Raw genomic sequence first — 12,248 nt, 5'->3', positions numbered from 1 at the left:
AGTTGTGGTGGCTTAATGCCGATCAGCTGTTTGCTGCGATCAACTGTTGCGCGACGATGTCATGATCCAGCCAAAGAACTGGAGCGGCAGGCGCGCTTGCTTCGCCGAACATCAGCTGGCCGGTGGCATTGACGACGTGGGTGCTCAGAAGATCGCTGATCAGCGCTTTGCGATCCTCATGCAGGGCAACGATATCCTGAGACGTGCCAACGGTCTTTTCAACTTGGTCTGCGCTGTTGGGCATCGGCCATGCTTCGAAATTCGCAAACGGTGTCATAACAGGATCTTGCTGGTAGTCGTTCACAGTCTGCAGCACGGAGGCGAGCGAAACGCCTTCTTTCAGCAGAGCCTGGCAGGCGCTCCACTGTGCGTCGACCCATGCGCCGCCGCCTTCTTTTTGCAACGCTGACAACAGCGGCACCAGAGACAGCTCAATTCCTGCAAAGACGTCCGAAGAATTGGTGCGAATTTCGGGGCAGTTGAACACTGTTGCCTTGATGCCCTTTTCCCACGCCTCTGTGGCAATGGATTCCAGACGTTTCTTGGCATAGCCTTGCGTGTAATTGGTGTAGGTCTGCCAACGATACGTGTCATCAATCAGAACCCGGGTCCCGTGATAGCCGTAAGCGGTATATCGTACCTGACCGCCGTGGCTTTCGATCCGTTGGCGCAGACCCTCGCTGGCCTCAAGCAGATGACCAAACGTGTTGGCGGATACCTCGTCGAAGTTCTGCAGGATCAGCTTACCAAGATCGCTGTCGACCAGCGCTTGCGATGGCATGTAACGTTTGCCGCGGCCTTTGTAGACGCGGTTTGCAATCGCCATGAAGACCTTGGCCCGGGGAATGCCGCCCGCCATTGTGTGGGCGAAGAATACGTTCTTTCCATCCGGGATCAGCGCATCGATCTGCGCCATCGCTTCGGCAACAGCAGATTTGAAACGGGCTACGCCAACCGTGCGGCAGCGATCAATCAGATCCCAGTCCAGCTTGTGATCCTGCCAGGTGTCGATCGACATTTCATTGACCAGATCCGTTGGGTTTTTCTCACCCTCCGGTGCGTCCATGTCAAAACCGGCCATCAACGGTACGTTGATGATCGTCCCGCCAAGACCCGCCTCCGCTTCCGCATGCTCCTCTGCTGTCAGGGGGCGTAGGGCGTTGTTTTCATCGCGGCGACCGACGGTGACACCGATGATTGTCATGCCCGCAGCTTTTGCGGCATTGATCAGACCGGTGGCATAGCCCCGGCCAAACAGTTCCCCAAACAGTACAAAGACATCGCCCTCGTTGAAGACGCTGTTCTCGCGGATGGAGGTCAAGGGATTGGATTCTTTCATCACGGTCTTCTAACCTGTCATGCGTATCAAGGGGCGCGGGGCAAACTGGCCAACGCGCACGTGGAGTCGTACCCCTCCCTAACCTGATATGACGGGATCAGAAACCATTGGGTTGCATCTAGATCCCATTCTGCGGCGGAAATGATGCTGTTTGTGGCCGAAACTCGCCTTCGGACCCGGCGTTTCATTGTCTTCCAGGGCTCAGTTGGTGGGTGCGGCGGCGATATCCTCTGCGGTCAGAGTAGGCATTGGGGCGGACTCTTGTGACAGAAATATAGGATCAGCAGACGGTCTCAACTTCCTAGGTCCTGATGTCACAATCGTGTTTCATGAACCAACTATTTGCGCAATGCGTTGGCCTGTGACACATGCCTGCGAGGGAGGAAGGCATTGGCCTGCCTCTCTCAGAAGTTGTTTGTTTGCGACAAACATCCCGATTTTGGTGACGTTTTTTCCCAAATATTTGCCGTCAAAGACGCGTTTTTGTCGTTCTTGCATGCTGAATTGACCGTTTTGAACCCGACGAGGTGCGAATTTGGTCTGATTTACTCCAGCGCAGGTCGCGACCAAGCCGCGTTTCAGCCAGGTGTTCCCGACTTCGGTCCGAACGGTGGTGCGAAGAGAGGCGCTGTTAGGATCTGCAAAATGCCAGTCCCTGCCCTTAATGCGTCCGCCGGGGCCGGAAAAAACAAATGGGCGCACGACACGTCAACAGGGAACAACTATGTCAATCAAACCTCCATTTACGGATCTGGAGATTGAAAAAGCTCCATCCGGATTTTACGAAGGCTACAGTCTTCCAATCGCGCTAATCAGTAAAACCATTATGGCTGCATTGGTCATCTGGGCACTCGTCTGGCCCGGCAATGCCAATGCGGTTCTGTCCGCTGTGAACAGCAACCTGCTGAACGGTTTCAACACCTTCTACATTGTCGCAGTCGGCGCCTTTGCTGTGTTCCTGTTCATTCTGGCGGCCCTGCCTGCGACCGGCCGCAAAAAGCTTGGCCCCGATGATGCCGTGCCGGAGTTCAACAACTTCTCCTGGTTCTCCATGATGTTTGGTGCGGGTCTGGGTGTTGGTCTGATGGTCTTTGCAACAGCCGAGCCGCTGGGCCTGTGGGCGTCCAACCCAGAGGTGCTGTCCGGTGCAGTCGAGGCAAACTCCGCCGAAGCGGTCCAGTCTGCATATCGCTACACGTTCCTCCACTACGGCTTCCACGCTTGGGCGATCTATGTGATGACGGGCCTGTCGCTGGCCTACTACGCCTACACACGTGATATGCCGCTGACCATTCGGTCTGCTCTGACCCCGCTGTTGGGCAAAGCAGCTAACGGTTTCCTCGGCCACCTGGTGGATGTGCTGGGTGTTGTTGCCACCATTTTGGGTGTTTCGGTCACAATTGGGTTTGGTGTCAGCCAGTTTGTCGACGGTGTCTACGCGGTCTCCGGTATGGATTGGCTGATGAATGGTGATGTCGAAGCACCGAAGCCTGGAATTGTCGGGCTCATCGCTGCTCTATTCGTGATCATGGGCTTGTCGATTCTTTCGGCCGTGTCGGGTGTTGGTCGTGGCATCAAATATCTGTCTAATCTGAACCTCGTTCTGTCGCTTATCCTGCTGATGACATTTGTTGTTTTCGGCTCCTTTGCCTTTGCAATGACAAAGTTTGGCAGCGGTTTGGTGGACTATGTTCTGCATTTCCTCCAGCTGTCGTTCGGCGCGTATGGCCCGCAGTCTGCGGACGCTTTTGCCTCTGCGTTGCCAACAGCGGCGCAATCGCTGGCTGCCGAAGATCTCAGCGCTGTTTACGGCGCGGCGACGTCTCCTTGGGGATCCCTTGGCGGGTTCACTGAAGGGCTGCCGGCGGCCGCCTCTGAACTGGATGCCGCGGCGCTCTATGCGGCAGGTGAACCCGGTCGCCAATTCGGCTGGCAGGCAGGGTGGACAACCTTCTACTGGGCCTGGTGGATTGCTTTCTCGCCCTTCGTTGGGTTGTTCCTGGCGCGGATTTCGCGCGGGCGCACGGTGCGGGAATTCATCCTGGGCTGTGTGTTTGCACCAGCGATTGTCTGTTTCCTTTGGATGACCATCCTGGGCGGCACTGCAATTGATCTGGAGCTGAACGGCGCCGCAGGCGGAGCGATCATCGGCGCGACAAATACTGCCAAGCTGTTTGTCACCCTGGAGCAGATGATTTCCGGCGGCTTCCTGACAGCCATCACTGTCATGTGCGTTGTATTGGTTCTGACATTCCTGGTCACCTCGGCAGACTCCGGTATCTTGGTGATGAACACCATCATGTCCGGTGGTGAGCAGGAAACCGGGATCAAGCACCGCATCGTTTGGGGGCTCATCCTCACATCCGTGATTGCGGCACTGATTGTTGCTGGCAACAGCGGCGCGGCTGCAAACCCGTTTGGCGCCCTGCAGAACGCGATGATTATCGGTGCTCTACCGTTCACCATTGTAATGGTCTTGATGCTCATTTCTCTGGTGAAAGCGCTGTACCGTGACAGTCTGCGCGATCGTTCGAATTGATCTGCCACATTAAACGATAGGACTGCAAAAGGCCGTGCATCTGCGCGGCCTTTTTTCATTCATCCCTGCAATCTATGAGCATTGCTCATACCGAAATACGGTAATCTCATTAGAAATTTGAGCCCAACTGGGTGATAAAGCCCTGAGATTTAAAGGGGTACGGCTATGGATCGCGCCGAGATTGTCCATCAGAATTTTCTTACTCGCTCCGTTGATGGGGATTTGCCAGAAGGGCCGCCCCCATCTGGGCGGCTGTCGGCGGAGCAGGCCGTGTCTGTTTACCGCGCTCAGGTGCTCAGCCGGGCGTTGGACCGGACAAGCCGGGCGATGCAGAAGGCGGGGCAGGGTTTTTACACCATTGGGTCCTCCGGACACGAAGGGATGGCGGCCGTTGCCCAGGCGCTGCGCCCCGACGACATGGCATTTTTGCACTACCGGGATGCGGCGTTCCAGATTGCCCGCGCGGGTCAGGTGCCAGGCCAGAACATTGCATGGGACATGCTGTTGTCCTTTGCGTGCTCCAGCGAAGATCCGACCTCAGGTGGGCGCCATAAGGTTCTTGGATCAAAACAATTGATGATCCCGCCCCAAACCTCGACCATTGCCAGCCACCTGCCAAAGGCTGTCGGAGCTGCGTATTCCATTGGCGCGGCCCGGCGGCATGCGCCAGAACATCGCGTGCTGCCAGAAGATGGTTTGGTCATGTGTTCCTTTGGCGATGCATCCGCCAATCATTCGACGGCACAGGGTGCGATCAACACAGCATGTTGGGCATCTGTTCAAAGCACACCTTTGCCCCTGTTGTTCGTGTGCGAAGACAATGGGATCGGAATTTCGGTCAAGACGCCAAAAGGCTGGATCGCAGCATCGATGTCGCACCGCCCTGGGCTGCGGTATTTTTTCGCTGATGGGCTGAACATCCACCAAACATACGAAGTGGCCTGTGAGGCCGCTCAGTATGTGCGCACGCAGCGCAAACCAGCGTTCCTTCATATTCGCACTGTTCGTCTTTATGGGCATGCAGGTGCTGATGTGCCGACCACGTATTTGACCGCTGCCGAGGTCGAAGCGGATGAGGCAAATGACCCGCTGTTGCATTCCGTGCGTTTGCTGTCCGAAGCGGATGCATTGTCGCGGCAGGCAGCGCGCGACGTTTATGTTGAAACATGCGCCCGGGTAGAACGGATCCGTCAAGAGGCTGTTACCAGGCCGCATTTGAAAACTGCAGCGGATGTCAGTGCGAGCCTTGTTCCGCCACATCGCACCTGCAGGAATGACATGGCTCCAACGCCGGAAAAGCGCGCTGAAATCTTCGGTAGTGACCTGCGCGCGCAGACAGAGCCGCAACCCATGAGCCGTCTGATCAACTGGGCCCTGACCGACCTGATGCTGGAGCACGGCGAGCTGATCGCGATGGGCGAGGATGTCGGTCGCAAAGGTGGCGTTTATGGTGTGACGCAGAAGCTGCAGCAGCGTTTTGGGCCCGACCGGGTTATCGACACCCTGCTGGATGAACAATCGATCCTGGGTCTGGCGATTGGCATGGGCCACAATGGGTTTGTGCCGATCCCCGAAATTCAGTTTCTGGCCTATCTGCACAATGCGGAAGACCAGATTCGAGGGGAGGCGGCGACATTGCCGTTTTTCTCCAACGGTCAGTTTGCAAACCCAATGGTGCTGCGCATCGCGGGGCTTGGTTACCAGAAAGGATTTGGTGGTCATTTCCACAATGACAATTCGCTGGCTGTTTTGCGCGACATCCCCGGTATCATCATTGCCTGTCCATCCGATGGCGCCGATGCAGTGATGATGCTGCGTGAGGCAGTGCGGTTGGCCCGTGAAGAACAACGTGTTGTGGTGTTTCTGGAGCCAATCGCGCTTTATCCAATGCGCGATCTGCACCAAGCCAAAGATGGCGCTTGGATGCGAACCTATCCGCCGAACGACAGTCGCATCGGTTTGGGTGAGGTTGGCGTTCACGGCGATGGAACTGATTTGGCCATTATCACCTACGGAAATGGCCGCTATCTGTCGGCTCAGGCGCAGGCCACCCTGACACAGCAGGGAGTGGATGCGCGGATTGTCGACATGCGATGGCTGGCACCTCTGCCCAAAGAGGCACTGCTGAAAGCCACCAAAAATGTAGAGCGCATCCTAATCGTGGATGAATGTCGAACCACCGGCAGCCAGTCTGAGGGGCTCTTGGCAATGTTCCATGAGGCTGGAAAGCGGCATGTCACCCGCATCGCGGCCGAGGATTGCTTTATTCCGACCGGACCGGCCTATGCGACCACTTTGCCCTCCAAAGACGGCATCGTCGATGCTGCCTTGCGCCTGATGGAAGACCGCTCATGACCCGCACTGCTGTTTTGATCTGCCCTGGCCGGGGCACCTATAATGCCACCGAGTTGGGATATCTTGCGCGTCATCACGGTCAGCGATCAGGCCTAATCGACTTGTTCGATGCGCAGCGCGCGGCTTTGGGGCAGGAGACATTGACGGCTCTGGATGGAGCGGAGCGATTTTCGATGGCGAAGTATTCGCGAGGGGATGTGGCCTCACCGCTCATTTTCAGTTGTGCATTTGCTGATGTTCACGCCCTGGATGAGGATATCGAGATCGTCGCTGTCACGGGCAACTCGATGGGTTGGTATATCGCTTTGGCGGCATCTGGCGCGTTATCGGCCAAAGATGGCTTCGAGGTCGTCAACACAATGGGCCATCTGATGCAGGATCATCTGATTGGTGGTCAGTTGGTCTACCCTTGTCAAAGCGCGGATTGGCAGCTTGACCGGCCCCGCAAAGATGAGCTGCTGCAGTTGGTTTCCGACATCAATCAACGAGAGCATCATCAACTCGCGCTTTCTATTGATCTCGGTGGCATGCTGGTCTTGGCCGGCAATGACACCGGTTTGGCTGCATTCGAAAAGGCCGTGCCAGTTCTGCAGGACCGTTTTCCAATGCGGTTGCCCAATCATGCGGCGTTTCACACGGAGTTGCAGGCCCCTGTGGCAGCTGAAGGTCGGGCTCGTTTGCCAGTGACGCTGTTTCAGCAGCCCAAGACTCCAATGATTGATGGTCGCGGCTACATCTGGTGGCCATCTGCCGACCCGATGGAGGAGCTGTGGTCATATACATTGGATACGCAGATCGTGGAGTCCTATGACTTCACACGCGCGGTCCAGGTTGCTGCGCGGGAATTCGCCCCTGATCTTTTCATTGTAACCGGCCCAGGCACCACTTTGGGCGGCGCGGTTGCCCAATCGCTGATCCAGATTGGCTGGCAGGGCTTGTCGGGCAAGGCTGATTTCAAGACCCGTCAGGCGCAAGACCCGATTGTTGTCTCCATGGGGGATGCAGAGCAGCGGGCGCCTGTCTCTCACAATGGTCGGGGCTGATCCTACGCTACCCCGCCGTGTCAGCTGCATGCGCTCTGATCAGATCATGCGAATGACGTCTTTGTTGATCGAGAGAACATAGCCACGTTTTGCGATATTTTTGACTAGCAGTTCGCTGACCAATTGATTGCCAAGCGTATCGCGGAGCCGCTTGATGCGGGTGGCTCCGGCGGCCTCTTCGCAGTCAATGGCCGGCCGACCCGATATCATCGCTTCGATCTCTGCGCCGGATAGAACATCGTCGTCCAACCGCGCTTCTGCGAGAACCGACAGCGTTTCCATGGCCGCGGCGCTGAGCTTGAAGCCCATGGTGTTCAGATAGACCGTGTTTTCCTCACGACTGATCAGCAGTTCCGTGACTTGAATGCCCGCGCGTTCGATCCGCGCCATCCGCCGGTTCAACATTACCAGCATGGCCAATACAACAAGCGCCGCGATCATCATCATGGTGGCAAACACCAGCAGCACAAAGATGACCATCCGGTAGCTTGTTAGAGTGTCCGCAAAGGCGGTGCCAGATTGGGCCAGTATTTCGAGCAGTTTGATCTCTGCCTGAGTGGTCAGGTCATTCGCGACAAAGAGCTGTTCCACTTTGTTGTTGAATGCATTGCCGTCAGGCAGAGTGAGCAGCAAAACCGTGCCCGCAAACACCAAAAGTGCGACGATTGCCGTGATACCCAGGGCGATGACACGGCTACCAGCAGCGCGGACCTCAGAAACGGAGATAGTAGGGTCCAGCATCCGCTTTCCTTTGATCAAGACCGTCTGGCCCGAAAACCGCCAAGACATTCAATAGCGTCCATCCGGCTGCGGATAGGCGCCCTTTGATCTCGGCTTCTGCCGAGGGCTTGTTGCAGGCGCCGCGCAGTTGAACAACGCCATAGTGCAGGCGCAGGGGCGCGTCCTGCTTGGCTTTGTAGTCGGCGAAACACTGGGCGGCAGCGGGTTGGGCGGCCGTCAGCAAGCACGCAACAAAACCGGCGAGCAGAAGGTTTCTTCGGGTGAGATGTGTCATGGGCCCACCCTGCGCGTTTGTGGCTCGATATTCAATAACAACAGGCCTTTAACAGTGCTGATATCTGATAACAGCCAGGCGTTATTGCCTGTCTGATGGCCTCAGCCGCAGTCTGATCACATCGGTTCTTGGACCATTTGTTATCGACACTGAGGAAGGACACATCATGTTCCGCATCCCCCTGCACACCAGCCAATCGGCCCAATCGGCACACGGTCTGGATCAAAAGCCCAACCATCATCGCAAGTTCATTGCACTGGTTGTTGCTGCCGCCATTGCGATCACGGGATTTTCGACAGCGCCTGCCAAAGCGGATGAAGATGTCGCCAAAGTTCTTGCTGGTCTCGCCGTGCTGGGCATTATCGGAGCCATCATCAATGACGCCGACGACAAAGCCCACAGGCCAGTCACGCGGCCGTATCATCCGCAGCGACCAAAACCACTGCCGCCACGTATTGCGCGCTACGACCTGCCTGCAAAATGCGTGCGTTACTTCCCGCGCTATAGCCAAAGCAAAACTCTGATCGGGCGTGGTTGTCTGCGCAAGAACTACGGATATGAGCATAAGCTCCCGTCTGCCTGCCGCGTGACATTCTGGAATGGCAAACGGAATCGCACAGGGTATCGGCCCGAGTGCCTCACAAATCGTGGCTATCGGATCACACGTCGCTGAAATCAGAGCATGTCTTTCGAGCAGACTTGGGGGCTTTGGCCCCCCTTTTTTTGCGGTTTGATGGTCTGCTGCTTGCGCAAATGGGCAAAACCGGATCAGACAGGCATATGGATTATCCTGATTACAGTTTAGAAGCAGCTGCCATTGCGCGCGGCTACAGGCGCATCGCGGGCGTGGATGAGGTGGGGCGCGGCCCTTTGGCGGGGCCGGTGACCGCAGCAGCGGTCATTCTCGACCCGGATGCCATTCCCGAGGGGCTGAATGATTCAAAGAAGCTGAGCGCCAAAAAAAGGGAGGCTGTGGAGACAGCCATCTTCCAGTCTGCAGAAGTTTCCATTGCGCACGCTTCAGTGGAAGAGATTGATTCCGTGAACATTTTACGTGCCTCGCATCTCGCGATGGAGCGCGCCGTTGCGGCACTTGATCCGCCACCGGACTATTTGTTGATAGATGGCAATTTGATCCCCAAGGGCCTGCGCGAGCCCGCGGAATTTGTGATCAAGGGCGATGGCAAATCAGTCTCCATCGCGGCTGCATCTATTGTGGCTAAATTGGCGCGGGATCGGATCATGGTGGATTTGGCGCAACAGTTCCCGGGATATGGATGGGAGAAAAACGCAGGTTACCCGTCCAAACAGCATTGCGAGGCACTCGTCGAACAGGGTGTGACCCCACATCATCGCCGATCCTTTAAGCCGGTACACAAGATCTTGTATCAAGAGTGAAGCGCACCGCGTTGTTCTAAAAAACAAATTGACCTCGATTCCCTGATAACTCATCCTGTGGACAACCAAAATGAGCGCAAAAATGCGCCGTGGTTATCGAGGCAGAGCAAATGAACAAAACACTTACACGGGGCGCGTCAGCGCTCCCTCTAAACGCGATCCTTGATGGTGACTGCATCGAGGTGATGGCTGGTCTTCCGTCAAATTCGGTCGACATGATCTTTGCGGATCCCCCATATAACTTGCAGCTCAAGGGGCAGTTGCACCGCCCTGACAACAGCAAAGTCGATGCGGTTGATGATCACTGGGATCAGTTTTCCAGTTTTGGTGTCTACGACCGGTTCACGCGCGATTGGCTGGAGGAAGCCCGCCGGATCCTGAAGCCCAACGGCTCGATCTGGGTGATTGGATCCTACCACAACATTTTTCGCGTCGGGTCTGCGATGCAAGACGAAGGGTTCTGGATCCTCAATGATGTGATCTGGCGCAAGTCGAATCCGATGCCGAATTTCCGCGGCAAGCGTTTCACCAATGCCCACGAAACCATGATTTGGGCGTCGAAGTCAGAAGGCGCAAAATACACCTTCAACTACGAAGCCTTGAAGGCGCTGAACGAAGGCCTGCAGATGCGGTCGGATTGGGTTTTGCCGATCTGTACTGGCCACGAACGCCTGAAAGACGAGGCGGGCAACAAGGCCCACCCGACCCAAAAACCAGAAGCCTTGCTGCATCGCATCTTGCTCGGTGCGACAAACCCCGGTGATGTGGTGCTAGATCCCTTCTTTGGCACGGGCACCACGGGCGCAGTCGCCAAAATGCTGGGCCGTGAGTTCATTGGCATTGAACGCGAAGCGGCTTATCGCGAAGTGGCTGAAAAGCGCATTAAATCCGTACGCAAGTTCGACCGTGAGGCGCTGCAGGTGTCTGCCAGCAAGCGCGCGGAACCTCGCGTGCCCTTTGGTCAGCTGGTTGAGCGCGGTATGCTGCGCCCCGGCGAAGAACTGTATTCGATGAACCGTCGCCACAAGGCAAAGGTGCGCGCGGATGGCACTCTGATCGGCGACAACATCAAGGGATCCATCCATCAGGTTGGCGCGCATCTGGAGAATGCACCGTCCTGCAATGGCTGGACCTACTGGTGTTTCAAGCGTGATGGCAAAACGGTTCCTATCGATGTTTTGCGCCAGCAGATCCGGGCGGAGCTGCAGAACTGACCCCCATTCACCACCTGTGTGAAACCGTTGGTGCTGGCATTATGTCAGCGCCAAACTTGCCCCGCCGTGATCGGCGGGGTCTTTTTGTCTAGGACGATGGCTGACAGACGTGCAATTGGCCGTCGGGATGACTATTTTCATGCAAACAGCCGCAGAGGGATGGCAAGGATATGGCAAAAACTTCGACGCCCCCGCGCGACAGCGATGCCGCTTTGACCAACCAGGAAACGTCCTACGCGCTGGATGCGTTGACGTTGCACAAACAAAATGGCGTTGAGCTTGCGGTACGGACGCGGTGGATCGCTATGGCGATCACGGCTGTGTTCCTTGTCTATGTCTACCCTGCCTGGGCCGTGCTTTATTATCACGCTATTCTGGGGCTGCTGTGTCTCAATGGATGGTTCATCCGCAAAGCGGCCAGAGTGGGCCAGTCACGACGCGAGCTGCTGCTGATATATGCTGATCTTGCGCTGATGACGTTTGGCATCGTTGTTCCAAACCCGTTCGGCGATAATGGCATGCCGGTTGCCATGCAGTATCGGTTTGATAACTTTCAGTATTTTTTTATTATCCTGGCGCTTGGCACGCTGGCGTATTCTTGGCGCACCGTAATCGCAATTGGCTTTTGGACCGTGCTCATCTGGTTGAGCGCTGCTGCCTTTGCCTGGTGGATCAGCGAACCGGTCCCAGGCCTGTCCGAACGGGTGGCCGAGGCTGTGGGCAATGCACCGGCAATGATGGAGTTCCTTGACCCCAATAGTTTTGGCCTGCAGCTACGACTGCAGGAAGGCATCGTCTTTATGATTGTTGCTGTGACGCTCGCAGTGTCATCGCGGCGGTTTTACACGTTGATCGAAAACAACGCGGGGCTCGAGCGCGAACGCGCAAACCTCTCCCGCTATTTTTCTCCTAATGTCGTGGCGCAGCTGTCTCAGAATGACGAGCCACTGAAACAGGTCAGGCGGCAGGATGTCGCTGTCATGTTTATCGACATCTTTGGCTTCACCAAACTCGCGTCTCAAAAAGACGCCTATCAAGTCATCGATTTATTGCGAGAGTTTCATGGCCGCATGGAGCAAGATGTCTTCCGCCATGACGGCACGCTGGACAAGTATCTGGGCGATGGGCTCATGGCGACCTTTGGCACGCCTACTTCGGGGGAGCATGACGCGGCGAATGCGGTTGCCTGCGCAAGGTCCATGCAGCATGTAAGTGCCGGATGTAATCTCCCCAAAAGGGGCGTTTGAAATTTCCCCAGTTGGTAGCGTCCTGGGCGATTTTTGAACCTTAAATATTCAAAAATCGAACGGGGCGCGGGCCGTTAAGCTCGAAGCTCAAGAAGAAG

At 56.2% G+C, this 12,248-nt stretch carries 9 protein-coding genes and 1 pseudogene; 7 read left to right on the top strand and 3 right to left on the bottom strand.

Annotated elements, in window-relative coordinates; translation table 11 throughout:
- Positions 1-22 precede the first annotated feature (22 nt).
- Complete coding sequence (locus tag Q0C28_RS06915) at positions 23-1,339, bottom strand: hypothetical protein (RefSeq protein ID WP_293574112.1); 1,317 nt, start codon at positions 1,337-1,339, stop codon at positions 23-25.
- Positions 1,340-2,063: 724 nt separating this feature from the next.
- On the opposite strand from Q0C28_RS06915, the gene Q0C28_RS06910 reads away from it, so the two are divergent.
- The 3 genes from Q0C28_RS06910 (at position 2,064) to Q0C28_RS06900 (ending at position 7,276) form a co-directional block, all read left to right on the top strand.
- The gene (locus Q0C28_RS06910) at positions 2,064-3,878 is read left to right on the top strand and encodes a BCCT family transporter (RefSeq protein ID WP_293574110.1); all 1,815 of its coding nucleotides are present in this window, start codon (positions 2,064-2,066) and stop codon (positions 3,876-3,878) included.
- A 165-nt stretch (positions 3,879-4,043) separates the two neighbouring features.
- Positions 4,044-6,233 carry a thiamine pyrophosphate-dependent enzyme gene (locus Q0C28_RS06905; protein WP_293574108.1) on the top strand — a complete coding sequence of 730 codons (2,190 nt, stop codon included), beginning with the start codon at positions 4,044-4,046 and terminating at the stop codon, positions 6,231-6,233.
- Entirely contained in the window at positions 6,230-7,276 is a 1,047-nt protein-coding gene (locus Q0C28_RS06900) for an ACP S-malonyltransferase (protein ID WP_293574106.1), read from the top strand. The genes Q0C28_RS06905 and Q0C28_RS06900 overlap by 4 nt, the downstream gene beginning before the upstream one ends.
- Before the next feature lie 39 nt (positions 7,277-7,315).
- On the opposite strand, the gene Q0C28_RS06895 is transcribed toward Q0C28_RS06900, so the two are convergent.
- Complete coding sequence (locus Q0C28_RS06895; RefSeq protein WP_293574104.1) at positions 7,316-8,017, bottom strand: hypothetical protein; 702 nt, start codon at positions 8,015-8,017, stop codon at positions 7,316-7,318.
- The gene (locus tag Q0C28_RS06890; RefSeq protein ID WP_293574102.1) at positions 7,989-8,291 is read right to left on the bottom strand and encodes a hypothetical protein; all 303 of its coding nucleotides are present in this window, start codon (positions 8,289-8,291) and stop codon (positions 7,989-7,991) included. The genes Q0C28_RS06895 and Q0C28_RS06890 overlap by 29 nt, the downstream gene beginning before the upstream one ends.
- A 166-nt stretch (positions 8,292-8,457) precedes the next feature.
- Here Q0C28_RS06890 and Q0C28_RS06885 point away from each other — a divergent pair, with 166 nt between their 5' ends.
- The 4 genes and pseudogenes from Q0C28_RS06885 to Q0C28_RS06870 all read left to right on the top strand — a co-directional run.
- Positions 8,458-8,964: a hypothetical protein gene (locus Q0C28_RS06885; protein ID WP_293574100.1), complete on the top strand. Its 507-nt coding sequence runs from the start codon at positions 8,458-8,460 to the stop codon at positions 8,962-8,964.
- A 107-nt stretch (positions 8,965-9,071) separates the two neighbouring features.
- A complete protein-coding gene (locus tag Q0C28_RS06880) occupies positions 9,072-9,689 on the top strand; it encodes a ribonuclease HII (RefSeq protein WP_293574142.1) in 618 nt (205 codons plus the stop codon).
- Between the two features lie 110 nt (positions 9,690-9,799).
- Positions 9,800-10,903, top strand: coding sequence for a site-specific DNA-methyltransferase (locus Q0C28_RS06875; protein ID WP_293574099.1), 1,104 nt, complete (start codon positions 9,800-9,802; stop codon positions 10,901-10,903).
- Positions 10,904-11,073: 170 nt separating this feature from the next.
- Positions 11,074-12,105, top strand: a pseudogene (locus Q0C28_RS06870) (adenylate/guanylate cyclase domain-containing protein); the annotation flags it as partial.
- Positions 12,106-12,248 lie beyond the last annotated feature (143 nt).

The organism is Phaeobacter sp. (assembly GCF_022825805.1).
In the GTDB taxonomy this organism is placed as follows: domain Bacteria; phylum Pseudomonadota; class Alphaproteobacteria; order Rhodobacterales; family Rhodobacteraceae; genus Phaeobacter.
Note: the sequence above shows the minus strand (reverse complement) of the source record. Positions and strands in the feature narration are given on the sequence as shown.

Coding starts and splice junctions, on each gene's coding strand:
- Q0C28_RS06915 (WP_293574112.1), bottom strand. CDS start 1,339: ATGAAAGAATCCAATCCCTTGACCTCCATCCGCGAGAACAGCGTCTTC.
- Q0C28_RS06910 (WP_293574110.1), top strand. CDS start 2,064: ATGTCAATCAAACCTCCATTTACGGATCTGGAGATTGAAAAAGCTCCA.
- Q0C28_RS06905 (WP_293574108.1), top strand. CDS start 4,044: ATGGATCGCGCCGAGATTGTCCATCAGAATTTTCTTACTCGCTCCGTT.
- Q0C28_RS06900 (WP_293574106.1), top strand. CDS start 6,230: ATGACCCGCACTGCTGTTTTGATCTGCCCTGGCCGGGGCACCTATAAT.
- Q0C28_RS06895 (WP_293574104.1), bottom strand. CDS start 8,017: ATGCTGGACCCTACTATCTCCGTTTCTGAGGTCCGCGCTGCTGGTAGC.
- Q0C28_RS06890 (WP_293574102.1), bottom strand. CDS start 8,291: ATGACACATCTCACCCGAAGAAACCTTCTGCTCGCCGGTTTTGTTGCG.
- Q0C28_RS06885 (WP_293574100.1), top strand. CDS start 8,458: ATGTTCCGCATCCCCCTGCACACCAGCCAATCGGCCCAATCGGCACAC.
- Q0C28_RS06880 (WP_293574142.1), top strand. CDS start 9,072: ATGGATTATCCTGATTACAGTTTAGAAGCAGCTGCCATTGCGCGCGGC.
- Q0C28_RS06875 (WP_293574099.1), top strand. CDS start 9,800: ATGAACAAAACACTTACACGGGGCGCGTCAGCGCTCCCTCTAAACGCG.